The organism is Paenibacillus sp. FSL F4-0125 (genome assembly GCF_038008565.1).
Classification (GTDB): Bacteria; Bacillota; Bacilli; order Paenibacillales; family Paenibacillaceae; genus Paenibacillus_AQ.
On record NZ_JBBOZJ010000001.1, the window covers coordinates 1,781,277 to 1,806,681 of the forward strand.

The window sequence follows — 25,405 nt, forward strand, 5'->3', positions numbered from 1 at the left end:
CATAAATAGTTATATATTTTGTTACTTCGTTCAAAAGTCAAAATAATGCACATCAAAGCAAAAATCACCCCTATTAGATCCTGTTCACTCTCCTTATCATGAGACGTAAGAAACGAAGAGCCTGAAGGGAGCAAGAAACTTATGTGGAGCAGTGCGATTGAAGATGCAATAGAGAAGGTACGTAAGAACATAGATCGGTTTGGGGGCAGTTTCCCTCATGTCAGCAAGAATGGAACCTACCAGCTCAATAACAACGACGACTGGACTAACGGATTCTGGAGTGGCATGTTGTGGTTGTGCTATGAATATACGCAGGATGACAGCTTCCGTATTGCGGCATCTCATACCGTAGAGGATTTCCGGCGCCGTTTCGCGGCAAAGACGGTGCTTGATCATCACGATATAGGATTCTTGTATTCGTTATCCTCCAAAGCCCAGTGGATGATAGAAAAAGACGAATCCGCACTTCAGTTGACATTGCAAGCGGCAGACTTACTGCTGAAGCGCTGGCGCACAGACGGTGGATATATTCAGGCTTGGGGACCTATCGGAGATGCCCAAGAAGGCGGGCGTATCATTATTGATTGCCTGCTGAATCTACCTCTTCTGTATTGGGCGGAACAACAGACCGGGGATTCCATATACCGGCAGGTGGCGATCATGCAGGCGGATAAAACGAAACGTTATCTGGTACGGGGAGATGACAGCTCCTACCATACGTTTTTCTTCGACCAGAAGACCGGAGAGCCGATTGGGGGCGCTACGCATCAGGGCTATACTAACGGATCGACTTGGACGCGCGGTCAGGCCTGGGGCGTCTACGGTTTTGCATTATCTTACCGTTATACTAAGGATCCATTGTATTTGGAAACGTCCAAGCGGATGGCCCGTTATTTCCTGGAGCATTTGCCACAGGATCATGTAGCTTATTGGGACTTCAATGCTCCGGTGGCCGCGGATACTTATAGGGATAGTTCGGCGTCTGCAATTGTTGCGGCCGGACTTCAGGAACTGCTAGAGCTAATGGATGAGGAAGATCCCGAACGAGCTTATTTTCAGCAGGGATTAATACAGTCGATGACTTCACTTGTGCAGAACTATTCCACGATCGGTGAAGACGCGGAGGGGCTGCTGAAGCATGGTTCTTACCATGTGCGCGGCGATCTTTCTCCGGATGATTTCATGATCTGGGGGGATTATTTTTATCTCGAAGCGTTGCTGCGGCTGCAAAAAGGCAGCAGGGGGTACTGGTATGAACGCTGATGACCAACAAACCTCTCCGTATTCCGTCTTTACGCTACTCGACCTTGCGTTACCCGCTCTAGCTCCGGTGAAGGATGCGCTCGACCAAGCGCGGCAGGACGATGCGCTGACTGCGTTGCATCAGTACTTGACCAGCCGGAGTACGCCGGGCTGGAGAACAGATAACCGGAAGCAGCAGCTTATCGACTATATACAGCACTATTGCACAGATGACCTGGAACTTGTAATAAAGACGGCGGACGAAGTCGTCGAGCAGACATTTCTCTTCCGCTTTCCCTGGGACATGGAACGAAGCAGCATTCCGGTTACCTTTGAGGAAAAAATTGACTGGCGTTATGTTCCTGACAAAGATGTAGAATGGGCTTATATGCTGAATCGCCATCGTTACTGGGTGGCATTAGGACAAGCGTATGCGATAACTGGTAATGAAAAATATACGAGGGCATTTTGCTGTCAGCTTGAAGATTGGCTGGACCGTAATCCTGTTCCAGACATGCCTACGAATGATACGCTGACTTGGCGCACCATTGAAGCGGGCCTTCGCTGTGCTAACTGGATCAAAGCGTTATCCTATATACAGGAAAGTCCGCTGCTCACACCGACGCTCCTGGCAAAAATGATGATATCTCTGCATGAACACGGTGAATATTTAGCTTCATCGTTTACGGGCTGGAAGAATATCAGCAACTGGGGGGTTCTGGAGACTTGTGGCTTGTTCCAAACCGCGCTCTACTTCCCTGAGTTCACAAGGGCCAGAAACTGGCAACGTCTCGGTGAGGAGAGATTAGGGGAGACTGCTCGAATCCAGATCATGGCGGACGGTATCCACTGGGAGCAATCCCCCACTTATCACCATGAAGTTCTGGTATGTTTTCTCGACTGCATCCGCTTGGCCCGTATGAACGGACTGGAGCTTGAGGATGAATTTTTGCAAAAGGTACGTCAAATGGCCGTTGCTTCATTATATTGGGCCAAGCCGAATCATCGGCAGCCGATGCTCGGCGATAGCGATGATAGCGATGTCCGTTCAATTTTGACTTATGCGGGTTGGTTGTTCCAGGATTCTGTGCTCCGCTTTGGCGGATACGATCAAATGGATTATGATAATGCCTGGTTGTTCGGGTTGACTGGCGTTGAGGGCTACGCGCGGCTGTTGGCAGAGGAACCGTCTTACTTGTCACATTCTTTTGTACATTCCGGCCATTATGTGATGCGGACGGGTTGGGATGAGCAGGATTTGTACCTATATTTCCACTGCGGACCACTTGGGGGTGGACATGGGCACGCGGATCTGCTACATTTCGATCTGTATGCTTATGGGCGGGATATGCTTACCGATCTAGGCAGATACAACTATAGTGATCATACACCACTCAGAAAAGCGCTAAAAGAAAGCGCTGCCCATAATACGACCACTGTTGACGGAATTGGATTTACCGAAATCACGGATACATGGTCCTTCTCCCAAATTGCGAAGCCAACGGGCACCCAATGGATTAGCAAGCCGGAATTTGATTATGTAGAAGGCAGCCATGACGGTTATCGTCATTTGAATGATCCGGTACACCCGCTTAGGAGGATTATATTCATCAAGCCTTATTACTGGCTTCTGGTCGACAGCTTCAGCTGCCGGCAGGAGCATACGTTTTCCCAGCATTTACATTTTGCGCCCGGAGCGGTTCAGATGGAAGACGAAACATTTATTTGCCGTACTAAAAATGAGCGGGAAGCCAATCTTTGCATCATTCCTGTTAATGTTGAAGGACTTCAGGGCAAGGTTGATGACGGGGTAATCTCCCGCGAATACAATCTGCTGGAACCCAATCAGCATGCTGTGTATTCCCGAACGGGGAAAGGGAAGGTTTCGATCATGCAAGTGCTGTATCCGCAGCCTCCCGGCGAGCAGTTTTGTCCTCTGGTTGAACAGGTGGCGATTTACCGTCATACGGGTGAAGCAGTGGATGCTGCACAGGCCGAGGCCTGCCGTATCAGCCTCCCTGAAAGGAATGAGGAGCATATTATCGTGATCAGCCATGAGGTTCCATCCAGTCACTTGGATTCCTATGTAGTAGAAGGTATACAAATATTTGGTGAAGTGGTCCTTATTGTTTTCGCAAACGGTCAAAAGAAAGTCACGGTAATCAGATAATGCATGTATACTGGATAACGGGCTGATAGAATACAAGAAAAGAGCATGAGAGAGGCGCGGGGAAAACATGTTCAAATTCACTTACTATAGACGTATCCAGGCATCATTTCTTTTGCTGATTTTTATCCCGCTGATTGCAGTATCGATCATCTCCTTTGTGCTAATTCGGGATACGATGGTAGAAAAGCTACAGCTCAGCAACGATAACTTCCTGAACGTTATGATTGACGAACTAAACAAGACCATTGATGATGTGACATTTGCATCGCATTTTATTGTAAACGATACCAATTTTCGCGCCAACCTGAAGGTCTTTGCAGATACCGAGCGGCTGAACACCTATCAGGATTACGTACAATTTACGCAAATTCAGGATGTGTTTTCGCTTATCAACTCTAAGCCGCTAAATAATAACATTCGCATGTATTTGGTTAACCGGAAGCACTTTGTGATCTCCTCTGGGACTGAGAATTTATCCGTGATTAATGCCAACATGGACAAGCTGATGGGCCGTGTCAATATTCACGAACCGGAGACCTTGCAATGGCTGGGGATGGCTGACAGCGGTTCAGGCAAAAGCAGCAGCTACTATATTGCCAGAGTAATCTATGACAGCCGGGAGAAACGGCAGGTATCCGTGCTTCTCATCTCCATTCCCGAGGCCTATTTCAACAAGCTGCTTGGACCGGTTGAATTTGGAAAGGTTGCGTTGTTTGATTCCGGAGGCGGCCTGATTGCCGGGAACACAGAACTAGCTCCAGAAGGTAAGGAAGCGAGAGGAAGCGTACGAACGGCCAGAGCCATCGACAAATCTAATTGGCAGCTGGTCTATGAAGCTTCGGAGAAAGAATGGTCAGGCCAGATTTCGCGAACTTTTTATAGTGGTATTGGCTTGGTGCTTCTTTTGTTCATTGTCTTTTCGGCCACCTCTATGTTGATTGCCAAAAGATTGCATAGTCCGATCATGAAGCTGCAGCGCGTTGTTCGCCAGTTCGGGATGGGGAATCTTGATGTCAGGCTGGAGGTCAAGGGCAAGGATGAAATCGCTGAGCTGGGGCAGACGTTGAATACTATGCTGGACCAACTGCAAGGATTGATTCACGACATCGAGCTGGAGCAGGAACAGAAGCGAGTGATGGAGCTGGAAGCGCTGTTTATGCAGATTCGTCCCCACTTTTTGATCAACACGCTGAATTCAATCAAATGCAGCCTTATTTTGGCTAAAGATAAGCTCCACAGCGGGATCATTGATTCGCTAATGAGTCTGCTCCGGGCGTATCTAAAGGTCAATGAACCGGCTACCTTGCGGGAAGAATGTAAACTGCTCGGCCATTATATTGACATCATGAAGATCCGCAACGAAATCCCTCTTGAACTGGAGGTCGATCTGGAAGCGGATACAGAGAAGCTCATCGTCCCTAAGCTGATTCTGCAGCCACTCGTAGAGAACGCCATCGTTCACGGTTTAGTTGACCACCCGGCACCGCGTATTGTCGTTCGTTCGCGAACGATCCCTGATGGGATTCTGATTGAAGTTGAAGATAATGGCTGCGGTGCGGGGGCAGAAGTTTTGGCGGGATTGAACCGCAGGTTAATGTACAAGGGCGATGAACAGGATGCAACTTATCAAAGGGTCGGTTTAATTAACGTGGTTCAAAGGCTGAGGCTGACCTATGGTCAGGATACCCGCTTGTCGCTGCATAATTTGCCGCAAGGTGGGGTGTCCGTTTCTCTGTATTTGCCGCAAGGCAATCATCAGGTTAATCTGTCGGAGAGAGAGGGATATTGATGTATAAAGTGATGCTCATAGATGATGATGTTCCTATGCTCAAGGTGCTTCAGCAGATGATTGACTGGGAAGCACATAGCTTGCAGATTGTCGGCAGCACCTATTCCAGTGCCAAGGCGTTATTAATGTTTGAGGAAGTGCAGCCCGACATCGTGATCACGGATATAGGCTTACCGCAAAAGAACGGGATTGAGCTGGCAGATTACTTTACCCGCATGAAGCCGGAGGTCAGAATTATTTTCCTGACCTGTCATGAGGATTTTCATTATGCTCAGCAAGCGGTAAAGCTGAAGGTGGATGACTATTTAATCAAGGATCAGCTTACGGATGAGCAGCTGGAGAATAGCCTTGCCAAGTCTGTACGCTTGCTTAAATCGAAGATCGGTTTAATCAAGCATGGGGAGACGGGTTACAACAGCCAGCTATTCCGGCAGAATTTGCTGCAAAGGGTGATCGGCGGCGCTCCGCCCGAAACCACGCTGGCCTATGCGACGCAAATTGGCATATCCTGGACGTACCCGTGGTTCATGCTGGGCACAGTCAGCATTCACTTTTCCAGTTTCGAGAAGCGGTACAAGCAGAGCGAGTATCCACTTATTTTATATGCCATCTACAATATAGCCCTAGAGCTGTCCGAAGCGTGTGAGGGGATTACGCCTTTTTTGGAGCAGAAAAATATTGTGATTCTGTATAATTACCGAGTGAATCTGGCGCAGAATGCCAGTCTTTATTTTCATGATTATTTACAGCGATTGTGTTCCGAGTGCTCCCATCTCCTTAAGATTCAACCGGGCATCATCGCAGTCACTGAGAAAATAGAGCTGCAGGCGATTGGACAGATTCATCGGCAAATTGTCAAGGACAAGTGCGAGTTTTATGCGAGTGCAGATTACACAGTTCTGGATACTCTGCAAATCGCTACCCCTCGCTTCCAGCCCGCTCCTCCAGGATTTCTGGATAGTTATATCCCGCAGATGGAGCGGGCCGTGATTAAAAATGATCTTGAAGCCATCCGTGGCACTCTTCAGGAAATCGCTAAGACTGCAAAAGGTATGGCTATCCATCCGGGCGATTTCGTCCGGGATTTATCCTTTATGCTCCGCGGTATCGAGCTGATGTTCACTAGCCTAACGTTCGATGAGGATCTGTTCGTCTATCTCGTGCAAACCCGCACACTGGAGGATACGATGGAACTGGTGGAAAGAAAGCTGGTGCAGATTACAGGCAGCAAGCAGCAGGTGGCAGGAGCTCCCCCGCAGGAGCCGAAGCTGCAGCTTATCCAGCAATTTATCGATCAGCATCTTGGCGATAATATCACTTCAATCGATATGGCACGTTATCTCTTTCTGGACCCGAGCTATTTCTCGCGTTATTTCAAGCGCATGACAGGTCTGACCTTTACGGACTATGTACATCAGCACAAGATGAAGGTTGCGACCAAAATGCTGAAAATATCCAGCCAGAACCTGGAATCGCTAGCCGTCGGTCTGGGATATTCGGACAGAACCTATTTTTCAAAAGTGTTTAAAAAATATGTGGGAACAACGCCTAGCGAGTATAAATCCAAACACTCGGTACGCTGAGAGCGTAATTTTTAACCTACCGATTAGATCCCGCCCATCTAGGGCGGTTTTTTTGTTGAATTATAAGGATAATGTATAAGTTTCACGCTATACATTATCCTTATAATTCTTGCATAAATGCTTAGCGTCCTTAAAAGGACGCCGAAGGCACTTTAGCTTGCCTACGGACAAAGGTCAAAATCTTGCACATCTCGGGTCATAATCACTCCTTCATGCGGAAGGCGGATATATTACTATAATGACAAATCAAATTGTCGAGGTGATACAACGTGGAGGCTGCAAAACAACCTGTGCCAAAAATTCTGCAGGAGAAGCGGAAGTTCTGGACTCCGCAGCGGAAAGAGGCTTTGACCGGGTGGCTGTTTCTAGCTCCGGAAATTGTCGGAATGCTTTTTCTTAATGTATTTGCACTTGGATTCTCACTTTATTTAAGCTTCTCGAAATGGGATCTATTGTCGGGGGTTCAAGGGATCGAGTTTATCGGATTGGATAACTATATCAAAATGTTCCATGATCCGAGCATCATTCAAGCTTTGAAGAACAATGCCATTTATATGATTATGACCGTGCCGATACCGATTGCGATTGCTTTGGTGCTGGCGGCATTGATTCAAAACAGTGTATTTCTCAAAAATTATTTCAAAGTGGCCTTCTTTATCCCTTATATTTCTTCAATCATTGCGATTGCTGCTGTATGGAGCGCATTGTTCCATCCGTCCCTTGGACCGATCAATCAGTTCTTGATGGAGCTTGGAATTTCCAGTCCTCCGAAATGGCTGGTGGATCCAAAGACCTCGCTGTTATCGATTGCTATTATCAGTTCCTGGGCGAGTCTGGGTTATACCATTATTATCTATATGGCCGGTTTGACGAATATTTCCGATGAAATCTACGAAGCCGCCGAAATAGACGGAGCCAGTGCACTGAAAAAATTCTTTGCCATCACGGTTCCAATGCTGCGTCCAACCACGTTCTTCTTGCTTATCACCATGCTGATTGGCTCGTTTAAGGTGTTCGACATCATCGCCTTTTTGACCGAAGGTGGCCCGAATAATTCTTCTACCGTGCTTGTGTTCAGGATCTATGAGGAAGGGTTCAAATATTACAACATGGGTTACGCTTCTGCAATTTCCTGGCTGCTATTCGCCGTCATAGGCTTGATCACCGCAGCTACTTGGAAAATGAGAAATGAAGAATAAAGGGGGGAGATTAACATGCAACTGATTAGAAAAAATATGTCCAGAGTGATCACTACCAGTATCATGGGGGCTTTGTCCATTGTATTTCTTATTCCGCTGATCTGGATGATTTCCGCAGCCTTTAAATATGAGAAAGATGTAATGCGCTTCCCGATCCAATGGATTCCCGAGAAAATCAATGTAGCGTATAATTTCAAGATGGTTTGGATGGGACGAGTACCTTTTTCTCATTTTTATTTAAATTCCTTTAAAGTTGCGATTATAACAACCTTAATTACACTTATCATTTCATCTATGTCGGCGTACGCCTTGACCAAAATCAAGTTCAAAGGACGGAATATGGTGTTTCTGGCGCTGCTGTCGTTCATGATTATTCCTGATCAGGCCACACTGATTCCGCGTTTTCTGCTGATTCGCTGGTTCGGCCTCTACGATACCCATGCGGCAATCATATTAATGAGTATGTTCTCCATCTACTTCACGTTCCTGCTGCGGCAATTTATGATAGGTGTCAGCGACGAATATATTGAAGCGGCACGAATTGACGGTGCAGGCCATTTGCGGATATTCTGGTCTATCATTATTCCGCTTTGTAAACCGGTGCTCGCTACGGTGGCAATCATCAAATTTATCTGGACCTGGAATGATTACCAGAATCCGTTGATCTTCTTACTAAATAAGAATTTGTACACTATCCCACTCGGTATGACACTGTTCCGGGATGATTATTCGAACAACTATGCGATTATGATGACGGCGGCTGTTTCGGCGATCATACCGCTCGTCATTGTGTTCATTGCCTTGCAGAAGCAAGTCATTAACGGAATCTCGCTGGGCGGCGTTAAGGGCTGACCTGCGAGTGTGTGATAGATAGTAAAAGTCAAAAAAGTGATCCTACAACAGCAAAATTGTGCACTTGGCCAGTAAAGCGGATGCCTATAATAAGAAATGAACAAGGCACTATACTTAAAATTCAGTGCGGGGGGAAGTAAAATGAAAACAAAGAGCAAAAAGAGATTATCCGTTGTATTAGGCTCCATGCTGGCGGTTTCCTTAACGCTAAGCGCTTGTGGTAATTCCGGCAATACGGCGGAGAATGGCAGTGCTGACGCAAGTGCAAATGCAGGAAATGTTAAGGCGGACAAGCAGGTCGCCATCAAGTATTACAACTGGGACAATGAAGCTCAATCGGTAGGCACCGATGCCATGCTGCAGGAATTTATGGATCAAAACCCGGACATCAAGGTAGAGCATGTGACACTCGTTCCAGGGGATTCCGTAGAAATGTTGAAAAAACTCGACTTCCTGATTTCTTCCGGTGAAGCGATTGACGTTGTTCAGGTGCCGAGTCTTGGCGGCGTGCTTGAACGGGCAACCCGTGGAGCACTTGCCCCGCTGAATGAATTCTATGACAAGGATAACCTCGTTCCCGAGGATGAATATTATGTGAACGCTAAGGTCGATAGCAAATATTATGGGATGCAATACACGAAGAGCAGCAACTATGTGATGCTAAACAAGGACGCGCTGGATGAAGCTGGGTTGCCTGTTCCTACTTTTGGCTGGACATGGGATGACTACCGCGACTATGCTAAAAAACTGACCAAAGGCGAAGGCGTGGATAAACGTTACGGCACATACTTCCACACTTGGGAGCTGTACATGAACGCTCCGGCCCAAACGATGATGAAAGATCCGTTCGTGTATGATGACGGAACAACCATTTTCGCGGATCCAACCTACAAATATTTCTTCCAGCTGCGCAAAGATATGGAGTCTGCTGATAAATCCGCGAAATCCTATGCGGACGCTTTAGCTGCTAAGCTCAATTACCGCACGGAATTCTTCAATGAAGAAGCCGCTATGATCCTGGCTGGTAACTGGACGATTGCTGATCCGGGTAACACCGAGCAGTATCCGCATGAATTCAAGACAGCCTTTGCCCCAGTGCCGGTGCCTCCGGCAGGATCGGAACCGAAAGAATACGAAGGCAAATACTTCACCAGCGGCAACATGCTGGCGATGGGTGCAACTTCGAAGAACAAAGAAGCTTCCTTTAAACTGATGAGATTTATGTCAACGGCTGTTAGTGATAACAGACTGGAATTCTCCGGCTATAAAAAAGCTGACAATGAGGCTCTACTGACTAAATTGGTTGCTGGAAAAGAAGATATGTATGATATGGATTCACTCAAATATACACTCTTCGATAGCGAAATTCAGTTCCTCGACGGTGCACAGGTGATGACTACAGCAACTTCCGAGTTGACCAAAATTATCGATGACGGTTTCAGCAGATTTATGCTCGGCAATGAATCGATTGATAAAGTTCAGCAATGGATGGTCGATGAAGCAACGAAAATTATCAACGAAAAAGGCGTCATCAAATAAATAGGCAGTAAGCGAGGTATCCCAAGTTGTGGACGGGGCTTTGGAAGGTCATCAACCGGCTTTCCAAAGCCTTTTTTTTTACAAGGGAGCCTACACAAACACACGGGAGAGTTCAAAAATGATGGAAAGCATATCTTCACAGAACAAGCCGGAAGAGCTGGCAGCGCTGCCTTCCAGAGAGCAGATGGCCTGGCAAGACCTGGAGCTGGGGATGTTCTGCCATTTTGGCATCAATACGTTTTGCGATCAGGAATGGGGAGAAGGCGGTGATTCACCTGCGGTTTTCAATCCGCTTCAACTAGATGCCCGCCAATGGGTTAGTACAGCTAAAGAAGCCGGTTTCCGTTATTTTATACTGACAGCTAAGCATCATGACGGATTCTGCCTGTGGCCGACTGCGACAAGCACCTATTCTGTGGCTTCCAGTCCGTGGAAAGAAGGCCGCGGCGATGTCGTCAAGGAGTGCGCAGAAGCTTGCCGGGACCTTGGAGTCGGCTTTGGCATTTATTTGTCTCCATGGGACAGACATGAGCCGTGTTATGCGGATCCGCAAGCGTACGATGATTTCTATGCCCTGCAATTGCAGGAATTGCTTACGGGATATGGTCCGCTTACGGAGATTTGGTTTGACGGTGCAGGATCTGAGGGCCGCAATTATGATTGGCGGCGGATTATGGATCTGATTAAGCTCCATCAGCCAGGGGCTATGGTGTTTAATATGGGAGCGCCAACCATTCGCTGGGTTGGCAATGAGGATGGCCTTGCTCCTTATCCATGCTGGAACACTGCAAATTCCGCACGGGGGAGCATGTTCAGTGAAGCTTCGCTAAATTGGCTTCCCGGAACGCCAAGCTGGGTGCCTGCGGAATGTGATGTGCCCATCCGTAAAGACCGCTGGTTCTGGCATCCTGAGGAAGAGCATTTGCTGCTGTCCCTAGAACAGCTAATGGACATTTATTATCGTTCGGTCGGACATGGGGCGACTTTGCTGCTCAATGTAGCCCCTGATAACCGCGGGCTGTTTCCGGAGGCCGATGTGCAGCGTCTGCTGGAATTCGGTAAGGAGATCCAGCGTAGATTCGGCGAGGCTCTGGCGGTAACAGCTGGCACTGGAGATCTTATTGAGCTGGAGCTGCCAACGGCTGCTGTGATTGACCACGCCGAGATTATGGAGGACATCGCTTACGGCGAGCGGGTGGGAGGATATGTGCTGGAAGCTTACAGTAACGGGGAGTGGTTGGAGTTGAAGCACGGCAGTGCGATTGGCCATAAGAAAATCGACGCTTTCCCTCCAGTATGTGCAGAGAAATTACGACTTCGGGTGACGGAAGCTTCCGCAAATCCCGAGATCAGACGGATTGCCGTTTACCACTGTGGAGAAACGTTAGAATAAATGAATGTTAAAAAAGGAGGTTGTCGATTATGAGCCTGCTCACCTGGAACAACGGACAATATTTGCTGGACGGACAGCCTTACCGGATTGTATCGGGAGCGATTCATTACTTTCGGGTTGTGCCTGAATACTGGAAAGACCGGCTGCTGAAATTGAAAGCCTGCGGATTTAATACCGTAGAGACCTACATCGCCTGGAATATGCATGAACCTAAGGAAGGGGAGTTCGTATTTGATGGCATGGCCGATGTTGTCTCTTTTATCGAACTGGCTGGAGAGGTTGGGCTTCATGTGATTGTCAGACCGAGTCCATTCATTTGTGCGGAATGGGAGTTCGGAGGTCTGCCGGGCTGGCTGCTGGCTTACGGGGAAATTCAGCTTCGCTGCTGTGACCCTCTTTATTTAAGTAAAGTGGATCGGTATTACGATGAGCTAATTCCTCGGCTGGTTCCGCTGCTCTCCACACATGGTGGGCCGATTCTGGCCGTCCAGGTAGAGAATGAATATGGAAGTTATGGAAATGACAGTAACTACTTGAGATATATGCGTAATGGATTGGTCAGCAGAGGGGTAGATGTGCTGCTCTTTACTTCCGACGGGCCAACGGATGAGATGTTGCTCGGTGGAACGTTGGAGGGTGTGCATGCAACAGTCAATTTTGGTTCTAGTACAGAGGAGTCTTTCCGCAAATATAGGGAGTACCGCTCTGATGAACCTCTGATGGTGATGGAATATTGGAACGGCTGGTTCGATCACTGGATGGAGGATCATCATGTACGTGATGCCGAAGATGTAGCTGGCGTTCTGGATGATATCCTAACGCATGGCTCCTCACTAAATATGTACATGTTCCATGGCGGAACCAATTTTGGCTTCTATAATGGGGCGAATCATATCGTCGGCTACGAGCCGACGACTACAAGCTATGACTATGATGCTCCACTCACGGAATGGGGAGATACGACGGCAAAATTTGAAGCTGTCCGGTCGGTACTTGGCAAGCATGGATTTGCCCCGACTTGTTCACTCCCTGAGCCGATTCCGAAGATCTCCTATGGAAAAGTTGCCTTGACGGAAAGAGCGGAACTGTTCACAGCTTCCAATCTGGATAAGTTATCCGAACCGGTGAACAGTGTATATGTTCAGCCGATGGAGAAGCTCGGACAATCTTATGGCTTTATAGTGTACAGTACTTTTGTAAAGGGACCTCGGTCCAGGCAGAAGCTTCACATCGAAGGCGTGCGGGATCGGGCGCAGGTCTTCCTAGATGGGCAGCTGCTTGGGGTAATTGAACGCTGGAATCCGCAGCCACTGGAAATTTCTATTCCTGCTGGGGGAGCGAAGCTGGATATTCTCGTAGAGAATATGGGTCGGATCAACTATGGACCGCTCATTCGCGATCTGAAAGGGATTCTGGACGGAGTTCGGATCGATAACCAGCTGCAATTTAACTGGACGATCCGTCCTCTACCGCTCGGGCCTGAAGCGCTGGCTTCGCTAACGTACAAAGAGCAGCCAGTGGAGAAGCGGGAAGCTACGATATCGTCGGGACTACCCGGATTTTACCGGGGCTGCTTTGAGGCGGAGGAAATTGGCGATACTTTTCTACGGTTCGATGGATGGAATAAAGGGGTTGCCTGGATCAACGGCTTTAATCTGGGCCGCTACTGGAACGCAGGACCGCAAAGGGCCCTATATATTCCCGGTCCATTGCTGCGCAAAGGGCGTAATGAACTTGTTCTTTTGGAGCTGCACGGCTGTGCGGAGACTTGCGAAATCGAACTTGTGAATCTCCCGGATCTGGGAAAAACTTCAGCTATCGACGATGCCGTGCTGAATTTTGTACAGGAAGATAAATTGTAGACATTTTTAGCTTTAACCTATTCTAAGATTGGGGTGAACAAATGCGAAAACCAAGTCTGTTTTTAGTATTAGTTCTCATTGTTGATCTTTTTTCTTCCTGTGCGGGAGTTCTTTATCACTCGGACAGCAGGGCATCTGCGGCTGCATCAAATCTTATGCTTAACGGAAGTTTTGAGAATTCAACGACAACCCTGGACTCCACCTGGACAGGGGTTCAGACTCTGCTCCGGTGGGCTGGAGCTTATGGGTACCCACTGGTAGCGGAAAAGGGACGAATAAAACTGCAAATATCAAGATAGACACTGGCACTGCGCATGAAGGAACCCGGTCCATGCTATTCGATGCCTTTGCGACAAGCAGGATTTCCATCAATCAGGGGGTAACTTCGGTTATCCCCGGTAAATCCTACAGATTTAAAGTCTGGCTGAAGACAGACAATGTCACTGGGCAGGGAGCCTACTTTAGAACACAATATTACAATACTGCTAAAGTGGGAGATGGACCTTCCTCTCCTAAAATAACAGGCACACAGGACTGGAGTTTGCAGCAAGTACTTCTAACTATGCCGGCTAACGCGACGAAGCTTGTCATTGAGCCTTTTTTGGAGACTGGAAAAGGTAAGCTATGGATAGATGATATCGTATTGGAGGAATATGCGGGTCTTACAGGAATTGCGCTAGACCGTACAGCCTTCTCTATGGTCAAAGGGGACACGGTTGCACTTCTACCGACTTTATCCCCTATAACGGCGGTGGATAAAACGGTAGTATGGACTTCGAGCAATCCAGAAGCTGCGACTGTGGACGCACTTGGTAACGTAACGGGAACGGGGATCGGATCTTCGACCATCAAGATTGCTACGCCGGATGGTAGCCTTGCAGCCGAATGTCTGGTTACTGTTGAAGCTCCCGACACGATACAGGCTTACAATAAATTGAGGCTGAGATGGTACGACCGATTAAGTGGTGGCCAATACGATGGGAGTGATACTGATATAGCTGCCAGTATAAGCGCTCAGGCTGCTTCGGCTGCTGTACTTTGGGAGGGGATGAACAAATCCTCCAGCCGCACCTCCTTGTGGAGTGATACCGCGAGCACTACAGATTCGCAGTTTATTACAAGCGCTTACAATCGCTTGAAGACTATGGCGTTGGCCTATTCTGTGGAGGGATCGGAGCATTACGGCAAAAGCGCTTTGGCGGATGATATTGTAAGCGCAATCAATTGGATGTACACCAACCGTTACAACCCGAGCAAAAGTGCTTATGGGAACTGGTGGGACTGGGAGATCGGCACGCCGCAGGTTGTGAATGATCTTATGGTGCTCATGTATGACCATCTGACGCCGCAGCAAATCAATCAGTATCTTGCGGCTATAGATGCCTTCTGTCCAGATCCCAAAGTAGGGTCGGTGCTTGGCGTTAAGGGCACGAAGATGACGGGAGCGAACCTGCTGGATAAAGCGCTTGTGGTCACGGTAAGAGGCGTGATTGGCAACAACAGTGCGAAGATCATTCAGGGCCGTGATTCCATAGGCTCTGAGTATGTCTACACAACCCATGGAGACGGTGTGTATAAGGATGGCTCCCTCGTTCAGCATAATAATATAGCCTATACGGGAGGATATGGTTCGGTCTGGCTCAAAGGTACGGCGGATATGTCTTATCTGCTGACCGATTCTCCATGGCCAATAACGGACCCGAATGTTCTGAACATTTACGAATGGGTAGCTCAGACTTATGAGCCGGTGATCTACAACGGTCAATTTATGGATTCTACAAGCGGAAGATACTTCTTCAACTGTCCCGAGTTCGCAACCACAAGTGCCTTCCGTTCTGGAGGAAACGGCGGGGCGGCTGCAACTAAACGCCGCTTCGTTGAACGATCTCTCGGCAGCAATTGTCTATGAGGGTAAATTGAGAGTGCTAGTATTGCCGGGAATGGCAGCAGATATACTTAAGCAGAAGCCGCTTCGGGTAGAGGCTTCTAACTTCAATGTGACCCTTCCGGCGGCGGTGCTTCAACAATTGCGGGACTTGATTCCTGCGGAGCAATTAGCCGGCAGCCAGATCTTTCTGGAGGCTTCCGAGGTGGAAGGGGAAGCAGCACAACGGATGCTGGCAAGCGCAGCGCAGCAATCCGGCGTAGAGCTGAACCTGGCAGGTGAATTCCTTGACTTTAAGCTCTATATTGCCACAGCAGACGGGAAAAAGAGTGTAATTCACCAATTTGTAGATCAACTTACCTTAGAGCTTAACACTCACCCTGAGACGAACAGGAATTTACTCGGCAGCTATTATTTTCTGGATTCCGGAAATATGGAGTATGCGGGCGGTTCCTGGCTGAAGGGCAAGGTGGCTCTGAGTACTGAACACTTAGGCACATATGCCGTGCTGGAATACAACAAATCCTATGATGATGTTCCATCCGGACATTGGGTGCATGAGGCTGTTCAAGAACTGTCCGCTAAACATCTGATTCAAGGCGTTGGGCTTCGGAAATTCGATCCGAATCGGTCAGTGACCCGTTCGGAATTTACAGCCATGCTGACCCGTTTGCTGGGTCTTGAAGTAAAATCATCTACAGTATTTACGGATGTATCTGCGGATCAGTGGTATGCGGAGGTAGTGGCGCAGGCTGTAGAGGCGGGGATCGTCCATGGGATGAGCGAGACCCGCTTCGCTCCAGAAGCTCTTATTTCCCGTCAAGAGATGGCAGTCATGGTGATGCGGGCCTACGAATATGTCAGCGGGAAAAAGGTGGAATCAAAGTCTGTAATCCAATTCGGTGATTTGAGTACGGCTGCCTCATGGGCCCGTGAATCAATCATTGCCGCCCAAGTCCTTGGACTCATCCAGGGCCGGAGTGACCGGAACTTCGATCCGGGAGGCTCAGCAACCCGAGCTGAAGGGCAATGGTTCTGCATCATCTGCTTGAAATCAAGAATAAAAAGTAAGAGTTCGAAGCCAGGGCTTTGGGACGGTTCAGTAGAACCATTCCAGAGCCCTTTTGGCGGTTATAGAAATCTCCGAAAGCCTATCCGCATGAATCTATCTGTACAATGATTACTTCAATTGTAGTGATGTTTCATTTCTACTGCGTCTGTAAATAATGGGAAAGGAGAGATAGGGGGTTGAGTGATGCAAGCGCATCTGGATATTGTGCTTCGTACAGTAGTAGCGATGATCATGCTGTTATTGGTAGCTAAAATATTGGGTAAACAAACGATTTCTAATTTGACGTTTCATGATTTCGTAACAGGTATTATATTGGGATCGCTTGCGGCGAACTTGGCTTTTAATAAAGATCTACAATCATCATATATGATCGTGGCGCTTATTGTTATCACAGCTACATCTTTTCTGCTATCAGTCATCGCAATAAAGAGTCGTAGAATGCGAAGCTGGATATCGGGTTCACCCACGGTACTTATCGAAAATGGGAAAATTCTTGAAGAAAATATGAAAAAGGTAAGGTATACACTGGATTCCTTGGCACAGGCGCTGAGGGAAAAAGAAATTTTTAATTTAGAGGTAGTAGAGTACGCCATATTAGAAGATAACGGAATGGTATCCGTCTTAAAGAAACAAGAGTATCAATATGTTACCCGAAAAGATTTGAAGCTTTCTTCGGTCTCTCAGAGCTTTCCCGTAGAGTTAATTATGGATGGCGTTCTCATTGAAGAAAATCTTGAAAATAATGGTCTGACCAAAGAATGGCTGGAGAATGAGTTAAGACGGAAGGGGAAACGGATCTCCGACGTATTTTACGGGGTAAGAGGCACGCAGCAGCAGCTTGTATTTGATTATTATGAAGACAAGATAAACAAGCCTATTGATAAAGAATAGTGATATTGGAGATTGACGGATCGCGGAAGACCGCTCTATAATGTTTGTATAATTATTAATTAGTTAATAAAAATATAAATGTTGAAGGGCGGTACTTATTTATGGCAGAGCGCGCAATACTTAACACAGACATTCGCAAAGGCAAAATAAACAAAAATATTTATGGACATTTCTCTGAGCATCTAGGACGTTGTATTTATGAAGGTATTTGGGTAGGAGAAGATTCACTGATTCCTAACACTAATGGTATTCGTAATGATGTTGTGAAAGCGCTTAAAGAAATTCAGATTCCAGTACTTCGCTGGCCGGGTGGATGTTTCGCGGATGAATATCATTGGAAAGATGGTATTGGTGATCGCGAAACCCGTAAGCGGATGATCAATACGCATTGGGGCGGCACGGTTGAGAACAACCATTTTGGTACGCATGAATTCATGGAATTATGTGAGATGCTGGAATGTGAACCTTATATTAATGGTAATGTGGGAAGTGGTACGGTTCAAGAGATGTCCGAATGGGTGGAGTACTTAACCTTTGGCGGTGTTTCACCAATGTCTGAGCTTCGCCAGCAGAATGGCCATCAAGAGCCTTGGAGTGTGACTTATTTTGGCGTTGGTAATGAGAACTGGGGCTGCGGCGGGAATATGCGTCCAGAATATTATGCAGATCTTTATCGCCAATATCAGACGTATGTTCGTAATTATGGGGACAACCGTATTCACCGGATCGCTTGTGGTCCTAACGTGGATGATTATCACTGGATGGAAGTTCTGATGCGTGAAGCCACACGCTTTATGGACTCGATTACGCTTCATTATTATACGATTCCAGGTCCAGCTTGGGAGAATAAAGGGGCAGCAACAGGTTTTGAAACGGATGAATGGTTTAGCACCTTAGAAAAGGCACTTCGCATGGATGAGCTAATTACTAAGCATGGCGTTATTATGGATAAATATGACCCGGATAAACGAGTAGGCCTTATCGTTGACGAATGGGGAACTTGGTATGATGTTGAGCCGGGTACGAATCCAGGATTCCTATATCAGCAGAATTCGATTCGGGATGCCCTAGTAGCTGGTGTGACACTGAATATTTTCCATAAACACAGTGATCGGGTACGGATGGCAAATATTGCTCAGACCATTAACGTGCTTCAAGCGGTGATTTTAACCGAAGGAGAAAAAATGCTGCTAACGCCTACCTATCATGTATTCAATATGTTTAAAATCCATCAGGATGCTGAGCTGTTGGATTTAGCAATCGATAGTGGGACTTACAGCTTTGAGGGCCGCGAGATTCCTGAAGTGTCTGCCTCAGCTTCTGTAACAGACGCTGGAATCATTCATGTCAGTCTTTGCAACTTGAATCACGCTGCCTCAGCTACTGTACCCCTAGAGTTACGCGGTCTTTCAGGGCAGAAGGTTGAAGTGACCGGTACTACGCTCGTTGGTGACAAGATAGATGCTCATAATACATTTAGTCAGCCAGATGCAGTCGTACCGGAAGCTTTTACAGCCTTTACACTTGAAGGTGATCTTCTTAATGTAGAGCTGGCTCCAATGTCAGTAACTGTGCTGAAGATTACGCCAAAGGCATAAGGTGGTGTTATCATGTCAACAACATCTGCATGCAAGGGGTGTCGAGACGATTATAAGGTTACCGAAGCACAGATCGAGCGTATTTTGTCAACAAGCATGTTTAAGACAGAGCTTTGTGTTCCGGATGAAGTTTATGCTGAGCGAGTTGCTCTTTGCAGGACTTGTCCTAAGCTGCATGAGGGCGTGACTTGTGTTGCTTGTGGCTGCATTATTCCCGTTGTAGCTAAGCTTAAGGAACGCAGCTGTCCACTGCCCGGTGGCGGATTATGGGGATCCTTCATTTAACATGATATAAGGTAAAACAATAGCCGCATTCGACTCTCCAAGGAGAGATGAATGCGGCTTTATTCGTGAAATATTAGAAATTCACGCTACCGTTAATGTCTTATATTATTCAAGAAACGGTTATCCTCTTTAAGAGACGATAACCGTTTCTTCTTAGGCATCTGTATAGAACAGCTCAACGATTAAATCGTCATTATAGTTGCCAAAGCCTTTGCCAAAAAGGGTAATGCCGCCAATATGCTCGGCATCCTCATCGACAGAAAGCTTGAAGGTCCACTGCTTGTTAAGGATGTTCACTTGATCCAGTGTAACGTCAGAGAGTTTCAGACCATCCATAAATGTGCCTTTAGGTGTTACACGCAGTTGTTTAAGTAGGCCGTATTGGTTCGTGAGTGCTGGCCACCAAGCCGGTGTATATTTGCCGCGTCTGTCTCCGTAATCACCGGGGCTTGTCCAGAATCCGAGCTTCACTCCGTTCAGTGTGAAAGTGATATCGGAGGGCCAATTATTATTAATGGAGGGCGCTTCGGAAGCAATCTCCATCGTAATAATTAGTTCCTCTGGCTGTTGACTGGAGAGGAGAAAGTTAGGAATTTTATATTCGATATATCCTTTGCCGAACCAAAGAATACCAGCATTCATACGCTCAAGATCCCAGAAATAACGGGGGTCATCAAAGCTGCCAATCACTTGCTCCATAGTTGCTAGACCGCAGGTAGGCTCAATCAGGAAGTCGGAATAATGTCCAACAGGAATTTCCTTGCGGTAGCTTTTGCGCTCATTGATTTGTCTGCCCGGAAAGGTGATTTCGGTACTTTCAGCAGCTAGTGTACAGATCTTTTGCAGACCACTTCGTCCAGGTGCCATATGTGTCTGGATGAGTCCTGCAGCTTCCAGCTTGCGTACATGCATAGTCATAATGGCGCTGCTCAAATTTACCGCTGCGGCCAATTCCTTGACATTCATAGGATTCTCGGCAAGTAAACGCAACAGATGTAGACGCACTGAGCTGGCTAAAGCTTCGTAGACGGGAAGAGATTCTTCCGACAGGTCAAGTTTCATAGATGGCCTCCTATTTTAAATTTATGGTTACGCGCTGATGATTAAGAAATTAAGTAGTTTATTAATGACAAAGGTCAAATTATCGTTTTTTCAAGACGTATAGTTAATGATTATATTATTTAAATGCTTGTTTTACAATACGAAAGGGAGAAAATTTCTGAACGCTCTTTCATAATTGATAGCGTGATTCGAGAAAAAAAGAACGGAGCCTGAGGCTCCGCTCTCTTTTCAGATGATGATTCTCTTAATTTACATTCGAGTTATACTCTGTCAGTATTTCGTCTGATTTGAGTGCTCTGCTGAAAATCTTCAGTTCATCAATCATTCCCTTATAGGGTACATCCCAATAATTTACCCCAAGAGCGAATACACCATTCTTATTTCTAAATACATTAGGAAAATCCTCGCCGGAGAATTTCTCAACTCCGTTGATATAAACCTTAACTGTACCGTTTTTGACTGTAAACGCTACATGTGTCCATTGTTTTTCTGGGATAGTCATACCTGTAAGGGCATCGTACCAAGCCTGACCTGACCACAACAGTGTTATACCATCACTGTTCTGTGGTACAAAACTGATCCAGCTATTTATCGAAGCAGCACCGAAGAAGCTTGTTGTTGCTTTTGTGAGCTGCTCAGGGTTGAGCCACATAGATACTGTGTAAGTATTACTGTCAATTAATCCATCAGGCAACCGGATACCCGAAACACCGTCAAATACCGCTGCTTGATTAGAGATACCGTTACCGTAAGTGATGTTACCTACAGTGGGAGCTTCGATTTTAATTCCCGTAACCTGCCCAGTACCAACCAATTGGAGGGAGTCATCAAGGTTTCCATCAAAAGCATAATAGGCTACTCTACCATCCGTAACTTTTACCTTATATTCAGCCGTAACACCACTTCCATCAGTCGCGGTGGCCGTAATCACTGCTTCGCCACCGACCGTAAGCGCTGTTACCGTTCCGCTTAAAGCATCAACTGAAACTACGTTGGAGTCACTAGAACTCCAGGTTAATTTCTTATTTCCGGCATCGGTAGGCAGTACTTTTACTTGAGGTGTAAAGCTATTTCCTAATTCCAGTGCTTTTTCAGGCTCTATTATGGTTATCGTACTTACTTTAACATTACTGTCGGGCTGACCGTGTACTAGCAAGTCTACAGCTTCTGCGGAAAGTGCACTTTCGTAGATCCGCAGGCTATCGATCAAACCTTTGTATGGGATATCCCAATAGTTTACACCTAGGGAGAATACTGCATCCTCGCTATCAAAAACATCCGTAAATCCTTTTCCTGTGTACTTCAATTCTCCGTTAACATACAGTTTCACAGCTCCAGCATCGTAAGTGAAGGCTATGTGGGACCATTGGTTAACTGGAATTTGCATGCCTGCTTCTGCATCATGGAAGGTTTGGCTACCAAACCACATCCGAGTTGTAGCTCCGCCGTTTCCATAAGGCAAGAGGCTGATCCAATTGGTATCTGTTGTAGCACCAAAGAAAGCAGTGGTGAATTGTGTCAATTCTTGTGGATTAAGCCACATGCCTATTGTATAGGTGTTGCCTTTAATCAAACCGTTCGGTAGACGAACACCGGAGTTACCGTCGAATTTGGCTGCAAGGCCTTCTTCACCCGTCTCGTAGGTGATGTTACCACCCGTATTGTTAATCCGATTGCCGGTAATTGTACCCTTATCAGTACGATCTCCTTTCTCTGAAAGATCTCCTTCAAAATCATACGCTGCCACCAAACCGTCTTCCAGCATATTTCCGGTCAGTTCCATTACAACGATAGTAAAGGACTTCGTTGCAGTAGATGCACCCAGTGTAATCGTAGCAGTAAGCTCAACCGTTGCATTTCCGAGTCCTTTTTCTGGACGAGTAACTGAACCATCGTTTTCTACTACGTCTGTATTGGAAGATGACCATGTAATAACCGTTCCTCTTACGGCCTCAGTTGGGAGTGTAAGATCTTTGTATACTTTACTTGTATTGCCCAAGCTTAAACTATCTTTAATATTGGATACAATTTGTTCAGTGCTGAGCAGTTCAATTTGGCTGCCCCAGACAGTAACGCCCTTGTTGGACATTGCTGTGAAAGTCATAACATCGCTTTGGCGGGAGGAATCCCATTGCTTCACAAATACACCTTTGTAGAGATTTTGTACGGCAGCTCCGCTTTCGGTTTCATTGAGGAGTAGATCGGCGTAATACTCTCCTTTTAGCTCCCAAGTACCTGTTACAGATCCTGTAATGGTGCCATCACTGCGCAGTTCGATATCTGTTGTAGATTTGATTTTAGCGGAAGTGTCTTTCCCGTGATTCACGAACTGATAGGCTCCAACAACATCTTCCTGCTTAACAGCTGTGATAGTTTCACCTGTGTAACGGTGAGCGGAAGTGACTGGCCAGCCGTCTTCATTCGTGAACATTTGATGCACACGAAGCTCATGTGTTTCACCGCGCTGCGGGAAACGAGTATGGAAGAAGTTGAAGATTTTACCGGTCTCTTCGTCGTAATTCACTGAATTATGACCTGATGCTACATAACCGTAGGTTTGGAAGTCAGGGTCGCTATTCAAATTTGTGAACATGAAGTTTCCGAGGACTTTGTTGCCGACCGCTGAATGGTCATTGCTCGTTGCGAGCACTGCACTTTGTCCGGCAGCATCCACATAAGGGCCGTCCGGATTCGTTGATCGGAACTGACGCATGTTGTAACCACCGTCGGACGCCAGTCCTCCATAAGTCACATACAAATAGTAATAACCGGTATTCTTATCATAAGCGATATAAGGTCCTTCACCTGATTTGGTCATCCCGCCGGAAATATGGGTTCCGAAATAGCGGTCAATTAAACGTCCATCAGCAGTTTTGCTATCTTTTCCTGGATATTTAGGCTCGCCGGTAGCTGGATCGATTTCCAGAATAAATATGCCGCCTGACCATGATCCATAAGTCATCCATAGCTTGCCATCTTTATCGTAGAACAAGGTAGGGTCAATTGCGTTTGTATATGTTTTATTCTTATAAGAGCCGCCTGCATCAAACCAATCGGGGTTGAAACCTTCTAATGTTCCGTTATCGATAAGCTTCTGAATATTAGTGTTTGTCCATTTTTTATTGATCTTGCTGTTAGTATCGTAATCCTCGTCCTTGGTGAAACCGGAATAGATTACGGTATTCCCATAGGTGTAAGGACCCTCGATATTTTGCGAAGTGGCAAAGCCAATCGCTGAGCGGATGTAAGTGGAAGAAGCACTGTAATACATCATATAAGCGCCAGTTGTTCCGTCTGCATTCTTATAATCCTCATTATAGAAAACGTCTGGAGCCCATATGGAGAACCCGCCTTTACTGTCAGAATCGTTTTCTCCAGCCCATTTAAAGGATTCTGCCAAATTCGCCGAAAGATCACCAAAGAGTACGTTGCCCGGTGTTGTATAGCCGTTTGTGAAATGAGTCCAGTTCATCAAATCGCTTGATTTGGCTGCATCGATGTGAGACCCGAACACATAATACGTACCTTTGTCTACGACTACCGACGGATCATGTACTGAAACATTGGTGAGTGTTGGTGCGGTAGCTCCCGGTGCAGGTGTTGCTGTCGGAGACGGTGTAGCAACTGCGCCGCCGTCCGATCCACCAGAACCTGATCCACCTGTACCTATGGTTGCCGTAGCTGTCGGAGTAGGCGTTTCAAATTTGATTAGGTGGCTGAATCTACTGTCAAAGCCGACTTTCCCAGTACCTTGGATAGTAATCATATCGTTTATGCCAAGGATGAGATTCTTGATTTCTGTACTTGCCTCTACACGCAGCTTAGCTAATTGCTTCAGTGTAACTTCAGCAATACTGCCTGCAGCTAGATGTAATGTAGGCACTCCCAACGCTTGTACCTCGGCGGAATCAAAGTTCCCTCTTAACGTGATGATTGAATCGTTCGGGAGCGTATTCTCGATAATAACCCGGCCGAAGCCTGCGTCCGTTAAAGTACTATCTTCCTCAAGCGTTACACCAGAATGTACACGTACGTTCGGTATGACACTCGATCCTTTAGTAACGATGCGGAGTTTGCCGTTACGCTTATCTGCGACCATGTCGGCAACATTAGAATTGTTGAATACAATACTATTTTCTCCGCCGCCGGACACGTATACTTTTCCTTTTACGGTGACATTATTCAGCGTAATGTCGCCTTCTGCAATACCTTCGGTAAGGTACAGGTTTCCGGAGATAGTGGAGTTGTTCAATTCAACACCCGGGCTACTGATAACCATATTCTGAGTGGTAATCCCTGTATAGCTCCCGCTCTTTGAAGTGATTTCCCCGGCTAACTTTTCAATCATACGAAGAGCTTCTGCTCTTGTTACAGCCTTTGCGCCTTTAAAACTGCCGTCACTATAACCATTCAAATAACCTTCACCAAATAAAGATAATACAGCTTCTTGGCTCCAAGAAGGTAAATCTTCAACATCTTTCGGAGCAGAGGTATTCGCGGAAGCATTAAGCTGGAATAGTCTGTGCAGCATTACTGCGGCTTCTTGACGACTTACTACCTGTTGTGGTCGGAAGGAACCGTCGTCATATCCTGTTACATATCCTGCAGCTACTGCTTTCTGGATATCCTTGTAATGTGAGCCCGCTTTCAACACATCCGTGAAGCTGATTTCGGATTTTTCCTGCAAATTAAAGACCTGGTTAATTAATGTGACCCATTCCGCGCGGGTAATCTCCTGGTTCGGTTTGTATATTCCTTTGCCATAACCTGAAATTAAACCCTTATCTACCCAGGATTGAAAATCCTTCTGTGCCCAGTGGCCCATATAATCGATAGTCTGTTGTTGCGTGGATTGTACGGTGGCTTTTGAATCGCTTGCAGAAGCCGCTGAAAGGAGTGGTGCAGGTACTAGCAGAGTGAGTGCAAGAAGTGAAGCGGTTAGTTTACGAGTTGTTTTCCTCAAATTCATGATCCTCCGATTCT

Annotated in this window: 16 protein-coding genes; 14 read left to right on the forward strand and 2 right to left on the reverse strand. The window is 46.7% G+C overall.

The window, feature by feature from the left end; translation table 11 throughout:
- Window positions 1-141 precede the first annotated feature (141 nt).
- The 14 genes from NST74_RS07855 (at window position 142) to NST74_RS07920 (ending at window position 19,360) form a co-directional block, all read left to right on the forward strand.
- The gene (locus tag NST74_RS07855) at window positions 142-1,263 is read left to right on the forward strand and encodes a glycoside hydrolase family 88 protein (protein WP_341111319.1); all 1,122 of its coding nucleotides are present in this window, start codon (window positions 142-144) and stop codon (window positions 1,261-1,263) included.
- The gene (locus NST74_RS07860; RefSeq protein ID WP_341111322.1) at window positions 1,253-3,412 is read left to right on the forward strand and encodes an alginate lyase family protein; all 2,160 of its coding nucleotides are present in this window, start codon (window positions 1,253-1,255) and stop codon (window positions 3,410-3,412) included. Before NST74_RS07855 ends, NST74_RS07860 begins: the two co-directional genes overlap by 11 nt.
- A gap of 67 nt (window positions 3,413-3,479) precedes the next feature.
- Window positions 3,480-5,201, forward strand: coding sequence for a sensor histidine kinase (locus NST74_RS07865; RefSeq protein WP_341111324.1), 1,722 nt, complete (start codon window positions 3,480-3,482; stop codon window positions 5,199-5,201).
- Window positions 5,201-6,784, forward strand: coding sequence for a response regulator transcription factor (locus tag NST74_RS07870; RefSeq protein WP_341111327.1), 1,584 nt, complete (start codon window positions 5,201-5,203; stop codon window positions 6,782-6,784). Before NST74_RS07865 ends, NST74_RS07870 begins: the two co-directional genes overlap by 1 nt.
- 269 nt (window positions 6,785-7,053) lie before the next feature.
- Window positions 7,054-7,983 (forward strand): carbohydrate ABC transporter permease, encoded by a 930-nt coding sequence (locus NST74_RS07875; RefSeq protein WP_042125419.1) that lies wholly within the window; start codon window positions 7,054-7,056, stop codon window positions 7,981-7,983.
- A 15-nt stretch (window positions 7,984-7,998) separates the two neighbouring features.
- Window positions 7,999-8,835, forward strand: a complete 837-nt coding sequence (locus NST74_RS07880; protein WP_341111329.1) for a carbohydrate ABC transporter permease — start codon at window positions 7,999-8,001, stop codon at window positions 8,833-8,835.
- A 141-nt stretch (window positions 8,836-8,976) separates the two neighbouring features.
- Window positions 8,977-10,374: an ABC transporter substrate-binding protein gene (locus tag NST74_RS07885; RefSeq protein WP_341111332.1), complete on the forward strand. Its 1,398-nt coding sequence runs from the start codon at window positions 8,977-8,979 to the stop codon at window positions 10,372-10,374.
- Window positions 10,375-10,492: 118 nt separating this feature from the next.
- Entirely contained in the window at window positions 10,493-11,767 is a 1,275-nt protein-coding gene (locus NST74_RS07890) for an alpha-L-fucosidase (protein WP_341111333.1), read from the forward strand.
- A gap of 29 nt (window positions 11,768-11,796) precedes the next feature.
- Window positions 11,797-13,629, forward strand: a complete 1,833-nt coding sequence (locus NST74_RS07895; protein ID WP_341111336.1) for a glycoside hydrolase family 35 protein — start codon at window positions 11,797-11,799, stop codon at window positions 13,627-13,629.
- Window positions 13,630-13,858: 229 nt separating this feature from the next.
- Window positions 13,859-15,538 carry an Ig-like domain-containing protein gene (locus NST74_RS07900; protein WP_341111338.1) on the forward strand — a complete coding sequence of 560 codons (1,680 nt, stop codon included), beginning with the start codon at window positions 13,859-13,861 and terminating at the stop codon, window positions 15,536-15,538.
- Window positions 15,453-16,694 carry an S-layer homology domain-containing protein gene (locus NST74_RS07905; RefSeq protein WP_341111341.1) on the forward strand — a complete coding sequence of 414 codons (1,242 nt, stop codon included), beginning with the start codon at window positions 15,453-15,455 and terminating at the stop codon, window positions 16,692-16,694. The genes NST74_RS07900 and NST74_RS07905 overlap by 86 nt, the downstream gene beginning before the upstream one ends.
- Before the next feature lie 75 nt (window positions 16,695-16,769).
- Window positions 16,770-17,477, forward strand: a complete 708-nt coding sequence (locus tag NST74_RS07910; RefSeq protein WP_341111342.1) for a DUF421 domain-containing protein — start codon at window positions 16,770-16,772, stop codon at window positions 17,475-17,477.
- 101 nt (window positions 17,478-17,578) lie between these two features.
- Complete coding sequence (locus tag NST74_RS07915; RefSeq protein ID WP_341111345.1) at window positions 17,579-19,075, forward strand: alpha-N-arabinofuranosidase; 1,497 nt, start codon at window positions 17,579-17,581, stop codon at window positions 19,073-19,075.
- Between the two features lie 12 nt (window positions 19,076-19,087).
- Complete coding sequence (locus NST74_RS07920) at window positions 19,088-19,360, forward strand: DUF6171 family protein (protein WP_341111347.1); 273 nt, start codon at window positions 19,088-19,090, stop codon at window positions 19,358-19,360.
- A 153-nt stretch (window positions 19,361-19,513) separates the two neighbouring features.
- Here NST74_RS07920 and NST74_RS07925 read toward each other — a convergent pair whose 3' ends face one another.
- Both NST74_RS07925 and NST74_RS07930 read right to left on the reverse strand, forming a co-directional pair.
- Complete coding sequence (locus NST74_RS07925; RefSeq protein ID WP_341111351.1) at window positions 19,514-20,422, reverse strand: ArsR/SmtB family transcription factor; 909 nt, start codon at window positions 20,420-20,422, stop codon at window positions 19,514-19,516.
- A 244-nt stretch (window positions 20,423-20,666) separates the two neighbouring features.
- On the reverse strand, window positions 20,667-25,385 hold the full coding sequence (locus NST74_RS07930) for a LamG-like jellyroll fold domain-containing protein (protein WP_341111354.1): 4,719 nt from the start codon (window positions 25,383-25,385) through the stop codon (window positions 20,667-20,669).
- Window positions 25,386-25,405 lie beyond the last annotated feature (20 nt).

Bases quoted from the DNA above. Each gene is read 5' to 3' on its own strand.
- NST74_RS07925 (WP_341111351.1), bottom strand. From the start codon at position 20,422: ATGAAACTTGACCTGTCGGAAGAATCTCTTCCCGTCTACGAAGCTTTA.
- NST74_RS07860 (WP_341111322.1), top strand. From the start codon at position 1,253: ATGAACGCTGATGACCAACAAACCTCTCCGTATTCCGTCTTTACGCTA.
- NST74_RS07890 (WP_341111333.1), top strand. From the start codon at position 10,493: ATGATGGAAAGCATATCTTCACAGAACAAGCCGGAAGAGCTGGCAGCG.
- NST74_RS07915 (WP_341111345.1), top strand. From the start codon at position 17,579: ATGGCAGAGCGCGCAATACTTAACACAGACATTCGCAAAGGCAAAATA.
- NST74_RS07855 (WP_341111319.1), top strand. From the start codon at position 142: ATGTGGAGCAGTGCGATTGAAGATGCAATAGAGAAGGTACGTAAGAAC.
- NST74_RS07880 (WP_341111329.1), top strand. From the start codon at position 7,999: ATGCAACTGATTAGAAAAAATATGTCCAGAGTGATCACTACCAGTATC.
- NST74_RS07865 (WP_341111324.1), top strand. From the start codon at position 3,480: ATGTTCAAATTCACTTACTATAGACGTATCCAGGCATCATTTCTTTTG.
- NST74_RS07910 (WP_341111342.1), top strand. From the start codon at position 16,770: ATGCAAGCGCATCTGGATATTGTGCTTCGTACAGTAGTAGCGATGATC.
- NST74_RS07895 (WP_341111336.1), top strand. From the start codon at position 11,797: ATGAGCCTGCTCACCTGGAACAACGGACAATATTTGCTGGACGGACAG.
- NST74_RS07870 (WP_341111327.1), top strand. From the start codon at position 5,201: ATGTATAAAGTGATGCTCATAGATGATGATGTTCCTATGCTCAAGGTG.
- NST74_RS07885 (WP_341111332.1), top strand. From the start codon at position 8,977: ATGAAAACAAAGAGCAAAAAGAGATTATCCGTTGTATTAGGCTCCATG.
- NST74_RS07920 (WP_341111347.1), top strand. From the start codon at position 19,088: ATGTCAACAACATCTGCATGCAAGGGGTGTCGAGACGATTATAAGGTT.